Annotated in this window: 11 protein-coding genes, 7 tRNA genes, 1 other RNA gene and 1 pseudogene; 17 read left to right on the top strand and 3 right to left on the bottom strand. The window is 38.4% G+C overall.

Annotated features, from left to right (window positions below):
• Positions 1 to 153 precede the first annotated feature (153 nt).
• Together gwsG and ODZ84_RS11525 are read right to left on the bottom strand one after the other, a co-directional pair.
• Positions 154 to 747, bottom strand: coding sequence for a grasp-with-spasm system ATP-grasp peptide maturase (gene gwsG, locus ODZ84_RS11530; RefSeq protein ID WP_266177273.1), 594 nt, complete (start codon positions 745 to 747; stop codon positions 154 to 156).
• 23 nt (positions 748 to 770) lie between these two features.
• Complete coding sequence (locus ODZ84_RS11525; protein ID WP_266177272.1) at positions 771 to 1748, bottom strand: hypothetical protein; 978 nt, start codon at positions 1746 to 1748, stop codon at positions 771 to 773.
• Between the two features lie 326 nt (positions 1749 to 2074).
• Between ODZ84_RS11525 and ODZ84_RS11520 the strand changes: the two genes are divergently transcribed.
• Positions 2075 to 2272, top strand: coding sequence for a hypothetical protein (locus ODZ84_RS11520; protein WP_266177271.1), 198 nt, complete (start codon positions 2075 to 2077; stop codon positions 2270 to 2272).
• 177 nt (positions 2273 to 2449) lie between these two features.
• Here ODZ84_RS11520 and ssrA read toward each other — a convergent pair.
• Positions 2450 to 2850, bottom strand: a transfer-messenger RNA (tmRNA) gene (ssrA, locus tag ODZ84_RS11515).
• 228 nt (positions 2851 to 3078) lie between these two features.
• Here ssrA and rpsU point away from each other — a divergent pair.
• From rpsU to ODZ84_RS11435, 16 genes and pseudogenes are all read left to right on the top strand, one after another.
• The gene (gene rpsU, locus ODZ84_RS11510) at positions 3079 to 3276 is read left to right on the top strand and encodes a 30S ribosomal protein S21 (RefSeq protein WP_062697349.1); all 198 of its coding nucleotides are present in this window, start codon (positions 3079 to 3081) and stop codon (positions 3274 to 3276) included.
• Positions 3277 to 3353: 77 nt separating this feature from the next.
• Positions 3354 to 4241 carry a tyrosine-type recombinase/integrase gene (locus ODZ84_RS11505; RefSeq protein ID WP_266177267.1) on the top strand — a complete coding sequence of 296 codons (888 nt, stop codon included), beginning with the start codon at positions 3354 to 3356 and terminating at the stop codon, positions 4239 to 4241.
• Positions 4238 to 4528 carry an HPF/RaiA family ribosome-associated protein gene (locus ODZ84_RS11500; protein WP_266177266.1) on the top strand — a complete coding sequence of 97 codons (291 nt, stop codon included), beginning with the start codon at positions 4238 to 4240 and terminating at the stop codon, positions 4526 to 4528. The genes ODZ84_RS11505 and ODZ84_RS11500 overlap by 4 nt, the downstream gene beginning before the upstream one ends.
• A gap of 111 nt (positions 4529 to 4639) precedes the next feature.
• Positions 4640 to 4713 (top strand) — tRNA-Thr (locus tag ODZ84_RS11495).
• 18 nt (positions 4714 to 4731) lie between these two features.
• A tRNA-Tyr gene (locus ODZ84_RS11490) sits at positions 4732 to 4812 on the top strand.
• Positions 4813 to 4899: 87 nt separating this feature from the next.
• Positions 4900 to 4972: transfer RNA gene (locus tag ODZ84_RS11485), tRNA-Gly, on the top strand.
• Positions 4973 to 5064: 92 nt separating this feature from the next.
• Positions 5065 to 5141: transfer RNA gene (locus ODZ84_RS11480), tRNA-Thr, on the top strand.
• Between the two features lie 18 nt (positions 5142 to 5159).
• Positions 5160 to 5240 (top strand) — tRNA-Tyr (locus ODZ84_RS11475).
• A gap of 86 nt (positions 5241 to 5326) precedes the next feature.
• Positions 5327 to 5399 (top strand) — tRNA-Gly (locus tag ODZ84_RS11470).
• Between the two features lie 42 nt (positions 5400 to 5441).
• Positions 5442 to 5516, top strand: a tRNA-Thr gene (locus ODZ84_RS11465).
• Between the two features lie 232 nt (positions 5517 to 5748).
• The gene (gene aroQ / locus ODZ84_RS11460; RefSeq protein ID WP_266177265.1) at positions 5749 to 6333 is read left to right on the top strand and encodes a gamma subclass chorismate mutase AroQ; all 585 of its coding nucleotides are present in this window, start codon (positions 5749 to 5751) and stop codon (positions 6331 to 6333) included.
• A 114-nt stretch (positions 6334 to 6447) separates the two neighbouring features.
• Entirely contained in the window at positions 6448 to 7128 is a 681-nt protein-coding gene (locus tag ODZ84_RS11455) for a response regulator transcription factor (RefSeq protein WP_266177264.1), read from the top strand.
• Between the two features lie 3 nt (positions 7129 to 7131).
• Positions 7132 to 8496, top strand: coding sequence for an ATP-binding protein (locus ODZ84_RS11450; RefSeq protein ID WP_266177263.1), 1365 nt, complete (start codon positions 7132 to 7134; stop codon positions 8494 to 8496).
• Between the two features lie 160 nt (positions 8497 to 8656).
• Entirely contained in the window at positions 8657 to 9913 is a 1257-nt protein-coding gene (locus tag ODZ84_RS11445; protein ID WP_266177261.1) for a TolC family protein, read from the top strand.
• Between the two features lie 9 nt (positions 9914 to 9922).
• Complete coding sequence (locus tag ODZ84_RS11440) at positions 9923 to 11008, top strand: efflux RND transporter periplasmic adaptor subunit (RefSeq protein ID WP_266177259.1); 1086 nt, start codon at positions 9923 to 9925, stop codon at positions 11006 to 11008.
• Between the two features lie 232 nt (positions 11009 to 11240).
• Positions 11241 to 14340 (top strand): annotated as a pseudogene (locus ODZ84_RS11435) (efflux RND transporter permease subunit).
• Positions 14341 to 14363 lie beyond the last annotated feature (23 nt).

The raw sequence follows: 14363 nt of genomic DNA, 5'->3' as shown, positions 1-14363 counted from the left end.
ATTCTTCGGCTGGAATAATAATGGCGCATAAAGGAGCATTGAAGAATGTCATTATGTTTGAATAACTTCATTTCATCATTAATATTGGTAACCTGGTTATAGTAGATTGTTTTAAAAAAAAGCGGTAGGTTCTGAATTTTTTCTTTCTTTAATTTAATTTTCTGTAATCCTTCCATTGATTAAATATTTAGCGATTTTTTTGTCTAAGGAGTAATTGCATGGATCAGATACCATTCCGTACTGACCAACAGGGTTTATTTCCAGAAACACAAATTCATTTTGATCATCTAAAATCAGATCTACGGAGCCGCAATTCAGTCCTAGTTCTCTAAACATATCAGTTATTTTTTCTTCGATCGAAGCAGGAAGTTTATAAGGTTCCACCTTATTGGGCTTTTTATGGTTGTACTTTCTGAAATCTACACTGGTCTGGTCTGATGATTGTGAAAAGATAGCCATCGAAAAAAAATGTCCTTCAATAAAAAAGACTCTGATCTCTATAGTTTTCTTTATAAGATCCATTTTCAATGATGGGAATAGAGGAACTTTTACATCTTCTTCATATTCAATAATTTCCGTGTATGAATAAAAACTGTAATTATTGACTACTTTATAAATTCCGTTCGATATAGCCTTTGTTATGCTCAAGTCATTTTGCTTTATTTGATCGGTATTTGTTATGATCTCATAATCAGGAATCTTGAGACCGCAATTTTGAGCAATATTCATGGTGATGAGTTTATTCAAATTGAATTTTGGACGTCCAAGATTTATTTCTGTATTCTGGTAAACGGAATTTCACCTGGTAATAAATTTAAGGTTCGAGCAATTGCATCATCAATTTTCCCCCAATAAAATCCATGTTCTCTTAATCCATTATCGTTTTTCTCACAAACTAGTACTATATCTTTACCTTCTTCTTTTAGTATTTTTAATAAAGGGGTAAATGAAATTTCATTTATTGTGAGTATAATATTTTCCGAATCAATTACACGTCTTAAATAGTCTTCGATTTCTATTGTTATATCACCATCAATATTTAATTCAAAAATTCTAATTTTGTTGTTCCTAATTATAAGTTCTTCAGATTTAAAAAAAAGTTTCTCAAATTCATTTTCTAAAGAATTAAAGAGAAATACATTTATAGTTTTTGTATAATGTTCAGATTTGTCATAACATCTAATAATTTCTTTTATAACATCTATCAATTTAGGCTTAATAATTTCTTTTTGAGGATAGTAATTAACATAGAAATTTCTTGTATTAGCTATTGATTGATCTAAACTTTTTCTATCTATGATTAGAGTTGTTTGATATTTAATTTTAGCTTTCAAAAGATTTTCTCTAAGTTTTTCAATTTGTGATGTAAATTGAAAATATTTGTATTCTTCTATAAAACTAGCTTTTGAACAATAGAGAATGTAATTATTATTATTGATTTTAAATTTCTTAATATCCTCGTTAAAGAAGATAAATGTAAATTCGTTTTTTAACTCGTCTCTTAGATACAAAATTAAAACAAACGTATCATCAACATATTTTGTTGGAATTTCTACTTGGGTTGAATTACTGAAAGTTCTTCCCTTTGATTGCACTCTTAATAATTTACTTGGAGATTTTTGATTATCTATAATTTGTAGATCACAGCCCTCTCTATCATACATAGGTTTACTCACCAAAAAATCGAATCGATTTAATAGTGAAGTTATATAATACTCAGCCTCAATTTCCATTTGTTTTGTATCCATGTTTGGAAGACGAATGTTGTTAATAATATTGCACAATGGACTATGTATTCGGGATAGTGACGAATCAGAAGATCTAAGCTCTCAAACTTGTACTAATCTAAGCAACAATCTTTTATTTTCTAAATTTATGAAAAAAGGAAATATAAAAGGCTGTTGCGACAAAAAAAGGAGAAACTTTCAATTTCTCCAGTAAACCGCCATTTCGCCAATACGGTGTTATCTGCTGTTTTTTCTTTTTTCAGATATATTTTTTAATACTGGAACAAATCAATAATTCTGGGCATAATTTAGATGTTTACGAAACTTGTTTGGATTGTTTAGGTAAAATGGAGTTTCAAAACCTTTATGAGTATGTAAACAATTTTTATTACGACGAATTTAATTCGGATGAAGATTTTGTACAATGGCTATATGAAGATGATACTTTTAATATTCCTAATTGGATTGTGATAGATTGGGAAGCTACGGCAAGGAGTATAATGTTTGATTATTTTGAAAGTAACGGGCATCACTTTAAATCGTAGTATATTTGTGTTGTTGTAAGTTTATTGTATTCTTAAAATTCAAATAGGTTTAATTTAGTTCAAACAGATTCAAAAAAAGACATTTTAAAATTCGGGTACAACTTTGGGTACAAAAACAAAAAAGAGAAAATGTAATTATTTAAAATTGAATAATTTACAAATTCTCTTTAGTTTAAAAAGTGGAGTTGGAGGGATTCGAACCCTCGTCCAAACAAGCAATACATAAGATTTCTACATGCTTATTCTGCTATAGGTTTTCGACTGGAGGCAGAGAGCAGACACCCAACTTCCAGCTTATCTTCTGAATTTTCGTGCTTTAGCCGAAGCGTCTAAAGCCTTATTTCTGCATTCCTATATCCCAGAATCAAAAGCCGCAGAACAGGGCGTTTGTGGAATATCTTGCTTCCCTACTGAAATCTTCGGGAAAACGCTTGATCTACTATACTTCGATATTAAGCTGCAAGAGCGAACTCTTCGTTGCCAGTTAAAATTTTGTAGCAAGGGATTAAAGAGATCGCGCTACGGTTCTCTGCATGCTTACTTACCCACTGACCTTGCTGTCGAAACCAGTCAACCCCATGGTGTAAAGTAGTACAAAGATAGGGTATTTAGTTTAAAAATACGTTATACCCAAAGGGAAATTTCGCGGACAATGATAATACCCGGCGTGTTATACAGGTGGTTCCTAGCGCCTATACCTTCATATAAATGGGTGAATTATAGAAGTTAACCAGTATTTTTATCTGTTAAATTTTGCTGTTTCATAAAAATAGTTTAGTTTTGCAATCCAAAATGAGATGTAAAATATGTTAATAATTCCAGTAAAAGATGGTGAATCCATCGACAGAGCATTAAAAAAATATAAAAGAAAATTTGATAAAACAGGTACAGTTCGTCAATTGAGAGCTAGACAACAGTTTATTAAGCCTTCTGTAACTTTGAGACAAGCAAGACTTAAAGCAGCTCACAAGCAAAGAAACCTTAGCAAAGAGGAGCAGGCTTAAGAATTTTCTTAAATCGCATATAATTCATTCTTTAAATACTATATTTGAAGAATGAATTTTTGTTTTATACCTAACCGATGCTGGATAAATTTTTAGACTATTTAGAACACGAAAAGAGGTATTCTCCTCATACCATAACAAGCTACAGAAAGGACCTGGAAGACTTTTCACATTTCTACCTCAGAACAGAATCTTCAGAAGACATCGCAGGAGCCGACAAAAAAGTAATCCGGAATTTTATCGTCGAACTGAGTGAGCATCATATTTCCAAACGGAGCATCAACCGCAAACTGTCATCGCTGCGCAGCTTTTACCACTTTCTTTTAAAAATCGGGGAAATAGAAATTTCGCCTACAGAAACTATTTCTTCATTAAAATTTTATTCCGAGAAGCAGATCCCGATGTCCCAGGAGGAAATGCAAACACTTAATGATCAGGTTTTTGATGAGGTCACCGATGTGCTGGATAAATGCATCATCGAAGTGCTTTACCAGACCGGAATCCGGAAAGCCGAGCTTTGTGGTATGACTTTTGAGAATGTAAACCTGGGCGGAAACGAACTGAAAATAATAGGGAAGGGGAACAAAGAAAGATACATCCCCATCTCCGAAGATTTATCGGATCTGCTGGCAGGTTATCGGGAAATAAGGAAACCACAGACAGAAGATCAGTCGTACTTTTTTGTCAACAGGAAGGGCAAAAAACTGACGGAAAAATTTGTCTATCTGGTGGTTAATAAGTACCTTAGTCTTATAACTTCAAAAGAAAAAAGAAGTCCTCACATCCTTCGGCATAGCTTTGCTACGCACGTTCTGGATAATGGGGCGGAGATCTCCAAAGTAAAAAAAATATTAGGGCATTCCAGTCTTGCAAGCACTCAGGTCTATACGAATGCCAATATTGAACAATTGAAAAAAGTGTTTAATCTTGCTCATCCAAGAGCGTCTAAAAAAGAAGAATTATGAAGATCACAGTACAGTCAATTGGTTTAACACCACATGAACCACTAGAATCACACATTGAGAAAAAAGTAAGCAAGCTTGAGACTTTTTATGACAAAATCCAGGACTGCAAAGTATTTTTAAAAGTAGAAAATAATGCAGATAAAGCTAACAAAACTGCCGAGATTATTCTGGCTGTTCCGGGCGATGATATCGTTGTAAAGAAGACTTCTGCAAGTTTCGAAGAGAGTTTGGATATGTGCGTGGATACGGCTAAAAAGCTGCTAATCAAGAAAAAAGAACTGGCTTAGTAAAAAAAGATAAAAAAAGTCTATAAAATATTTGAGAATTCAAAAAAACCGTTCTATATTTGCACTCGCAAAAAGGGAACAGCGTTCTTTTGAATTCTTTTTGATTTTAATGCCTCCATAGCTCAGCTGGCCAGAGCACGTGATTTGTAATCTCGGGGTCGTGGGTTCGAATCCCTCTGGAGGCTCATTTAAAATAAAAACCTGGGGAGATTCCAGAGTGGCTAAATGGGACTGACTGTAACTCAGTTGCTTCGGCTTCGTAGGTTCGAATCCTGCTCTCCCCACAGTTTTTTATTAAAAAAAAATCTTGCAGGTTTCAGGAAGTTTTCTTAGATTTGCAAACCGTTACCAATAATTTTGGAAACAAAATTGCGGAAGTAGCTCAGTTGGTAGAGCGTCAGCCTTCCAAGCTGAATGTCGCGAGTTCGACCCTCGTCTTCCGCTCAGAAAAAATACTCGCAAGAGTAATTTTTTTTAACTACTGAAAAGCGTAGAGTAGATTTTTCTCAACCGCGTTCAGTCAGCATATTAAAATTGCCTCCATAGCTCAGCTGGCCAGAGCACGTGATTTGTAATCTCGGGGTCGTGGGTTCGAATCCCTCTGGAGGCTCCATTTTAATATAAAATATCTGGGGAGATTCCAGAGTGGCTAAATGGGACTGACTGTAACTCAGTTGCTTCGGCTTCGTAGGTTCGAATCCTGCTCTCCCCACATTTTATATTAAAAAAAATCTTGCAGATTTCAGATAATTTTCTTAGATTTGCAAAGCGTTTACCAATAGTTTTGGAAACAAAATTGCGGAAGTAGCTCAGTTGGTAGAGCGTCAGCCTTCCAAGCTGAATGTCGCGAGTTCGACCCTCGTCTTCCGCTCAAAGAAAATCATGCTTTTTTAGTATGATTTTTTGTTTTAATGCCGACTTAGCTCAGCGGTAGAGTGCTTCCTTGGTAAGGAAGAGGTCACGGGTTCAAGTCCCGTAGTTGGCTCCACTTTCAATCCCGATTTTTTCGGGATTTTTTTATTGGTGCCTGTGGAAGTGTTTACGGATTAGTAGATCAATCTTAAAAAAGGGATCTTAAAGATAAACTTCGCATAGGAGTACTTCGAAACATCATCTAAATAAGATAAACAGGTTATCAATCTCAGCCTATCTCCAGGTTGAATTCCATTGCTGATTTCAGATGTTTAGATTTTCCTATTTTTGAATAAAATTCAATGATGATGATAAAATCTTTTTTTCGTATCCTGACAGCAGGTGTCCTGCTATGTCTCCTTTCGTGTTCAGTTCAGGATCAGTATTCCGATCCCTATGAAAAAGAAGCACTGTTAAAATTAATCAACAGAAGACTTCAGGTTGCTCCTCTGGTCGCAAAGAGCAAGTGGAACACCAAAGCTCCGATCGACGATCCAGCCCGGGAAAAGATTATTTTAGATACCGTTGAGATAAAAGCCAAAAAACTGCTTATCGATACAAATTTTGCCCATAATTTCTTTCAGGCACAGTTTGAGGCCGGGAAATTAAAACAAAGACAGCTTCATGAAAAATGGACAGCCGAACATCAGCCTCCATTTGATCCGGCTCCTGATCTGGCTACTGAAGTGCGCCCCGTTCTGGATAGCCTGACTCCGCTCTTACTAAATGAGCTGAAAAAAATAAAACCCAAATCCTGTACTGATCACGTAATAAAAAGTTTAAAAATACAAGCACGGAAATTAACGGATCCTTCCTTTGACGATGAAACTGTCGCAATAGCAGTACAGCCAATTGAAGATTATTGCAAACATATCAGCATACTGAAGAACTGAATGGCCAAATGACGAATACGATTAGCTTAAAATTTGATTAAACTATTGATCCGTACTCCATAATCCGGATAGAGTCATGAAAATTTTCGTTAAATTCGTATAAAATAAATAGTGATGAATATTCTTTTATTGGAAGATGACCTGATTCTCTCAGCAGAGTTGTGTAAATTTTTAGAGTCGAATAATTTTACATGCGATAAAATCTACGACGGCGAGACCTTTATCCGTCAGATTAAAAATAATACCTACGACTTATATCTGCTGGACATCAATGTTCCGAAAATAAACGGTCTTGATGTGTGCCAGACGATCCGGTCATTCGATAAAAATACCCCCATCATTATCATTTCGGCCTATGGAGATCTTTCCGATAAAAAAGATGCATTCACCAGGCTGGCGGATGATTATCTGGTGAAGCCGTTTCAGTTTGAAGAATTACTGTTGCGCATGAACTCCCTGCTGAGAAGAAAAGCACCGGTAGATGCCACAGACCAGGACATTATCAGGATTGATGATCTCATCATCAATAAAACCGAGCAGAAAGTTTTCCGGGCAGGAAACGAGATTGCGCTTACCCTGAAAGAATTTCAGCTACTGGCCTACCTTGCAGAAGCGCAGGGAAGAACGGTTTCCAAACAGCAGATCACGGAACATGTATGGGAACATAACTTTAATACCAACACCAATACCGTAGAAGTATATATCAACTTTTTAAGAAAGAAGATCGATAAAGATTTCAAAGTGAAGCTTATTCATACCCGTTCCGGTTTCGGATATTATTTAAGTCCATTATAGCAGATGTCTTTAAAACGGAAAATAGCCCTTAATCTCAGCATTGCCTTTTCACTGCTTTTCGGTATTGTGATGGTGATCATTTATATGTCTTTTAACGATTTCAGAAGAGATGAGTTCAAAGAAAGATTCCGGCAGAGGTTGGAATTTACTTCCCATTTTATTGCCAAGTCCAAAGATTTCGAAGAAGAGGCGCCCGTGTTCTTTAATGAAAACTCGGATAATATCCTTTTGAATGAGACCATCCTGATTTTTAACGGCCGGAAAGAACTGATCTACAGCACCATTAAAGACAGGAATGTAACCTGGGACAATGCATTGCTGAAAGAGCTTGACGAAAAAAAGATCATCTATACCGAAAAAACAGTTCCTGAAATATATGCAGCCCTCCGGACCATTAACGGTGAAAATTATTATATTCTCACCAGTGCCTTTGATACCAACGGGAAATCTAAACTGGAATATCTTAAATATCTTCTGATCACGTCCTATGTCATGAGCACGCTTCTGATCGGTTTTTTCAGCTATTACTTCATGGGGCAGTTTCTGAGACCTCTGGAAGAACTGAATCAGGAAATTTCGGAAGTTACGGCGCATAAACTGACGACACAGATTCCCGTTCGCGATTCCAATGACGAGATCAATGTTCTGGCCCAGTCTTTTAACACCATGATCAAAAGGCTGGATGACGTGTTCCAGTCACAGAAAGACTTCACGGCAAGTGCTTCCCACGAAATAAGAACACCGATCACAAGAATGGCTTTCCAGCTGGAAAATTTAATTAAGCTCGAGCAGCATTCTCCCAAAACACTTACATCCTTAAAACAGATTCAGAAAGATGTCTATCAATTGTCGGATCTCACAAATTCTTTAATTCTCCTCACCAAGTTTGATAAAGAGAATATCCAGACCATTTATGAAGAAGTACGCATCGATGAAGTTATTTTCGAATCTTTTGAAGCGGTGGAAAAGAGCTATCCCGATCTGAAAATGGATTTTCTGATCTCTGAAAATACGTCTGACAATGCATTGCTGACGATAAAAGGCGTGCAGTCCTTACTGGATATTGTATTTATCAACCTATTTAAAAATGCAGCCGTATATTCTGATGATACGGGCGTGGATGTTCTCATTACCGAAACCAATGACTGTCTTACCGTAGATGTCATTTCCCACGGGACAACTATTCCGGCAGAGGAACAGGCCAAATTGTTTGAAGCTTTTATGAGGGGAAATCATTCTCAGAATATTTCAGGCTCCGGGCTCGGGCTCCGGATTGTCAAAAGAATTCTGGAATACCATGGGGCAAAGATTAACTATTCGTCACCGAAAGATTTAGTGAATAAGTTCAGTGTGGTCTTTAACAAATAAAATATAGGCTGATATCTTTTTGTAAGAATATCATATATACATGATAGTATTAACTTAATTTAAACAAAATCAGCATATTATACTCTGTCGGAATAAAATTTTAATATTTTTTTAAGTATTCTTTAAGAGCATTTTAATAGCAGAAGGGCATTTTTGTTTCATGAAAATTGAGAAAATAAACAAAATTGCCGGGCTGTTTGTTGTCTTTTCCTCTCTGATGACGGCACAGCAGCACATGTCGCTTTCAGATTGTGAACAGGCCTTTCAGAGCAACAATCTTCAATTGCTCGCGGAACAGTATAACATTAACATGGCCGATGCAGATATTCTCCAGGCTAAAATCTGGGAACTTCCCCAGGCCAGCGGATATATCAACGCTTATAATCCTGAAGGAAAAAGAGCTTTTGATGCAGGAAAGGCCAAAGGCGCCGAAATCAGCCAGCTGATCTATATGGGCGGGAAGAAAAAAAACGAAATTGCTTTTGCAAAATCAAACAAAGAACTGGCTCAGCTTCAATTTTCCCAACTTCTTGTTGACCTGAGAGCACAGCTTCGTACGACCTATTTTAATCTTTATTACGAAAAACTTAAATTCGGGAATACCAATAGACAATTGGAATATATGAATGACCTTCTGGCGGCCTATAAAGTGCAGTCGGCAAAAGGAAATGTCTCGCTTAAAGATGAAGTTAGGCTCCGGAGTATCGTCATTCAGCTGAAGAACGATAAGGTAGGAATTAATAAAAACATTCTGGAGTTTGAACAGAATCTTAAAGTTTTAACAGGGATTGCCGAGGACATCGAACCGAAGCTTTCTGAAGCGGAAGCTAAAGAAATATTGATATCACAACCTTTTGGAGATGATACCGAGCTGAAAAGAAAAGCCATTGAAAATAATGCCGATTACCAATACAATCTGAAACTGATTGACAACAGCAGGCTCTATGCACAGTGGCAGAAATCCTTAAACGTACCCGACCTGAATGTCGGGGCACAATACGATCAGAACAGCGGAACTTTTAAAAACGAAATCAATCTGATGCTCGGCATTCCTTTGCCTCTGTGGAAATCCAATAAAGGAAATGTTGAAAAAGCCAATTATGCCATTCAGCAAAACCAGAAAAACGCAGAATTTCAAAGATTAACCCTTGAAACGAAAGTCCAGTCTGCCTATAAGATATGGAAAGAGCAGTATGATCAGCTCACTGAGATCAGAACCGCAGATCTTAATAATATGGACCTCGTATATAACGGCATGCTGTCCAATTTCAGAAAAGGAAACGTTAGTCTTATTGAATTTGCGGATTTTATGGACAGCTACAGGGAAACGGCACTCCAGATCTATGATATGAAAAATGAACTTATGGAATCGGCAGAACAACTGAATCAACTCGTACAAACAAAAATCTTCTATTAAACTTAAACAATGAAAAAATATATCATTCCGGTAATGGTGGTACTGTCCATCCTGTCATGCTCAAAAAAACAGGAGGAAAAGGCTCCACAGGCAAAAAAGGGTTTTGAACTGAGCAATACGATGCTGAGCTCTATCGCACTGGCGAAAGTCGAAAAAAAATATGTAGAAGACCATTATAATTTTTACGGAAAAATATCGGCTGATAAAAACAGCTATATCGATGTTTATCCGCTGGTGGGAGGAAATGTTCTGAGTGTAAATGTGGAGCTGGGAGATCATGTGAGAAAAGGGCAGGTGCTGGCTACCATCAGGAGCACGGAGCTGGCAGAAGTTCAGAAAGATGTAAGTGATGCGAGAACAGACCTGGTGGTTGCCCAGAATAATCTGCGTGTAGCGAAGGAACTCTATGAAGGAAAACTGAACACGGAGAGAGATGTACTGGAAGCCAGAAGCCAGCTGCAGAAAGCCCAGGACCAGATGCAGAGGGCCAATGCGGTAAGTACGGTCTATGCGGTGAAGAGAGGGAATATTTACAGTGTGGTAGCTCCGATCAGCGGATACATCGTTCAGAAAAACATCAATAAAGATATGCAGCTGAGAAGTGACAGAAGTGAAAATATTTTCGATGTGGCCAATACGACCAATGTCTGGGCCATTATGAATGTGAATGAATCTGATATTGATAAAATAAGCCTGGGAATGAGAGCGCAGGTTTCCACCCTGTCTTATCCGGACAAAGTATTTGACGGAAAAATTGATAAAATATTTAAGATCATCGATCCGGAAACCAATGCCATGCAGGCCAGAGTGGTTCTGGACAATGCCAACGGACTACTCATTCCTGAGAGTAAAGCCACCATCAAAGTTTCAAGCCCGGAAAGTACTACTGCATTGGCGGTGCCTTCCAAGGCTGTAATTTTTGATGACAACAGAAGTTTTGTGGTGGTTTATAAATCCCGCACCGATGTAAAGGTGAAAGAAATAAAAGTTTTAAAACAGGTCGGAGACACTACGTATGTGTACGAAGGCCTGATGGAAGGAGAACAGGTCATCACCAACAACCAGCTGCTGATCTATCGTTCCCTTAACAGCTAATCTTTTTTTGAATGTAATTTGAACATTAAGAACAAGTAAGAAAAAATATCTGAGGATTTTAAGCCTTCCGCTTACCTCATTCTCCTGCAGATGCTTAATTATTTTGCTCCTTAATGAAACGTATGGTTCAAAAACTTCAATTTTTTTCAATGGACATCTTTATTTAAGATTGTCCCAACAATTAAACATTTAGTTATTAGCATAATAGCTGAAGTCTAATCTAATTTCTATTATGAATAAATTCATTAAAAATATAATTGCTTTCTCGTTAAAAAATAAGGCATTTACCTTTATTTGGGTAGCTATTCTGGCGGTCGCGGGCTTTATAAGTTTCAAAAATATGCCTATTGAGGCCTTTCCCGATGTTACCAATACCCAAATTGTAATTATTACCCAATGGAATGGGCGAAGCGCGGAAGAGGTAGAGCGTTTTGTCACAACGCCCGTCGAATTGGCCATGAGTCCGGTGCAGAAGAAAACCAGTGTTAGAAGTACCACCATGTTTGGTCTTTCTATTGTGAAAATTCTTTTTGACGATGGGGTGGATGACATGTTTGCCAGAAATCAGGTCAATAACCAATTAAGAACCGTAAGCCTTCCTGATGAGGTAGACCCCGAAGTTCAGCCACCCTACGGACCTACCGGCGAAATTTTCCGGTATACGCTGGAAAGTAAAACCAAAGATTCCCGGGAATTATTAACCCTTCAGAATTGGGTCATCGACCGTGCTTTAAGAGGAGTGCCCGGCGTCGCAGACATTAATGTTTTCGGAGGTCAGGATAAAGTTTTTGAATTAAGCATTGATCCGAGAGCCCTGGATAAATACAATCTGACCCCGTTGCAGGTGTACGATGCGGTTACGAAGAGTAACCTGAACGTCGGCGGTGATGTGATCGAAAAAAACGGACAGGCGTATGTCGTGAGAGGGATCGGACTCGTAAAATCTATTGCAGATATCGGGAATATTACCATTGAGAACGATAACGGGAACCCTGTACTGGTAAAAAATGTAGCTGATGTTCATGAACGGATCCTTACCGAGAGTAGGGCAGGCCGGATTGAATCATCATGAAGATACGGTAGAAGGAATCGTCGTGATGAGAAAAGGAGAAAATCCGCGTGAAGTCCTGGTAGGGGTAAAAGCCAAAATTAAAGAGCTTAACGAAAAGATTCTTCCGAAAGATGTAAAAATGGTTACTTTCTATGACCGTGACAACCTGATGGACTTCACCACGGAAACCGTCATGCACAACTTACTGGAAGGCATTATACTGGTTACGGTAATCGTATTGATTTTTATGGCCGACTGGCGAACGACTTTAATTGTTTCCATTATTATCCCGCTGTCGTTATTGTTCGCGTTCTTATGCCTGAAAATAGCCGGGATGAGCGCCAATCTGCTCTCTCTGGGAGCGGTGGATTTCGGAATTATTATCGACGGAGCTGTCGTTATGGTCGAAGGCCTCTTCGTTATGCTGGATCATAAAGCACTGAAATACGGTCAGGAGAAGTTCAATAAAATGGCTAAAGGCGGGTGGATCAAGCAGACCGGAACCGGTTTGGGGAAAGCGATCTTCTTTTCAAAGTTAATTATTATCACCTCACTGATCCCTATTTTCTCATTCCAGAAAGTAGAGGGGAAAATGTTTTCTCCATTAGCCTTTACCTTAGGATTTGCATTAATGGGAGCCCTGATCTTTACGCTCACCCTAGTGCCGGTTCTTTCCCACATTCTTTTGAATAAAAATGTAAAAGAGAAAAACAATCCTTTTGTCAATTTCTGGGACCGGATTGTATTAAAAGGTTTCAACTTTACTTTTAAACATAAAAAAATAAGTCTGGTCGTCTCTATTGCCTTTCTGGCAGTAACTTTATTTTCAGGAAAATTTTTAGGAACAGAATTTTTGCCGCAGCTCAATGAGGGCTCTTTGTGGATCACAGCAGAAATGCCGATGAGTTCATCATTAAAAGAATCATTAAAGACTGCAGATCTTCTGAAGAAAGATATCATGAGCTTTGAAGAGGTGACGGATGTGCTTGCCCAGACCGGAAGAAGTAATGACGGTACCGACCCGAACGGATTCGGATTTGTACAGTTTGCCGTAAATCTTAAGCCCAAAGACGACTGGAAACGTAAGATCAGCTATGATGAGCTGATCGAAGAAATTGACGGGAAACTCAGGGCCTACCAGGGAATTACTTTTAACTATTCACAGCCTATTTCAGACAACGTGGCCGAAGCCGTAGCCGGTTTTAAAGCCGAAAACGGAATTAAAATTTACGGAGACAATTTACAGACCCTCGATAAACTGGCTGAGAAGGTTTTAAAAGAAATAAAAGGCGTGGAAGGGGTAAAGGATCCGGGTATCATTAAAAATATCGGTCAGCCGGAAGTAAGTGTAGTGCTGGACAGAGATAAAATGGCAGCTTACGGAGTAATGCCGGATGATGCACAGTCTGTGCTGGAAATGGCATTTGGAGGAAAGACCGCTTCGGAAATGTTTGACGGAGAAAGAAAATTTCCGATCCGGTTACGTTATTCCCAGGAGTACAGAAAGGATGAAAATGATATTGCTTCCCTGATGGTTCCTACCCAGGACGGCGCCAAAATTCCGTTAAAAGAAATCTGTACCATTGAAAAAGATAACGGGGCAGCATTTATTTACAGAGATGATATCAAGCGGTACATCGGGGTTAAGTTCTCCATTCGTGACCGTGACTTGGGTGGGACCATTGCCGATGCCCAGAAAAAAGTAGCAACCATAGATCTCCCGGATGGATATTCCATTGGATGGACAGGTCAGTTTGAAAATCAGCAGCGGGCATCAAAAAGACTGGCACAGGTGGTGCCGATCAGCATCCTGGGAATCTTCTTCTTATTGTTTATCCTTTTTGGGAACATGAAAGATTCTCTCCTGGTATTGGCAAACGTGCCCTTTGCCCTAATCGGTGGAATTATCGCACTGCACTTAACCCGTATGAACTTCGGGATTTCGGCCGGGGTCGGGATGATCGCCTTATTGGGAATCTGTATCCAGAATGGAGTGATTCTTATCACAGAGTTTCATCAGAATGTCAAGGACGGATTAAGTCTGGACAATGCCATATTCAACGGAGTGAAGTCGAGGACACGTCCTGTGATCATGACCGCATTAATGGCTTCCATCGGGCTGATGCCGGCAGCGCTCTCAACAGGGATCGGATCAGAATCTCAGAAACCCCTTGCCATCGTTATTATCGGAGGATTAATCACGGCAACGGTATTGACACTGCTGATCTTTCCGATTATCTTCTGGATTTTTAACAGAACGAAAAAATCTGAACAGATTTAGTTTCTTTCATTTATATTATATTA

The sequence above is a fragment of the Chryseobacterium fluminis genome (assembly GCF_026314945.1).
GTDB lineage: Bacteria > Bacteroidota > Bacteroidia > Flavobacteriales > Weeksellaceae > Chryseobacterium > Chryseobacterium fluminis.
Note: the sequence above shows the minus strand (reverse complement) of the source record. Positions and strands in the feature narration are given on the sequence as shown.

What these genes read in the sequence shown, in the direction of transcription:
- rpsU (WP_062697349.1), top strand. Translation starts at nt 3,079, where the DNA reads ATGTTAATAATTCCAGTAAAAGATGGTGAATCCATCGACAGAGCATTA.
- ODZ84_RS11440 (WP_266177259.1), top strand. Translation starts at nt 9,923, where the DNA reads ATGAAAAAATATATCATTCCGGTAATGGTGGTACTGTCCATCCTGTCA.
- ODZ84_RS11500 (WP_266177266.1), top strand. Translation starts at nt 4,238, where the DNA reads ATGAAGATCACAGTACAGTCAATTGGTTTAACACCACATGAACCACTA.
- ODZ84_RS11455 (WP_266177264.1), top strand. Translation starts at nt 6,448, where the DNA reads ATGAATATTCTTTTATTGGAAGATGACCTGATTCTCTCAGCAGAGTTG.
- ODZ84_RS11445 (WP_266177261.1), top strand. Translation starts at nt 8,657, where the DNA reads ATGAAAATTGAGAAAATAAACAAAATTGCCGGGCTGTTTGTTGTCTTT.
- aroQ (WP_266177265.1), top strand. Translation starts at nt 5,749, where the DNA reads ATGATAAAATCTTTTTTTCGTATCCTGACAGCAGGTGTCCTGCTATGT.
- ODZ84_RS11505 (WP_266177267.1), top strand. Translation starts at nt 3,354, where the DNA reads ATGCTGGATAAATTTTTAGACTATTTAGAACACGAAAAGAGGTATTCT.
- ODZ84_RS11525 (WP_266177272.1), bottom strand. Translation starts at nt 1,748, where the DNA reads ATGGATACAAAACAAATGGAAATTGAGGCTGAGTATTATATAACTTCA.
- ODZ84_RS11520 (WP_266177271.1), top strand. Translation starts at nt 2,075, where the DNA reads ATGGAGTTTCAAAACCTTTATGAGTATGTAAACAATTTTTATTACGAC.
- ODZ84_RS11450 (WP_266177263.1), top strand. Translation starts at nt 7,132, where the DNA reads ATGTCTTTAAAACGGAAAATAGCCCTTAATCTCAGCATTGCCTTTTCA.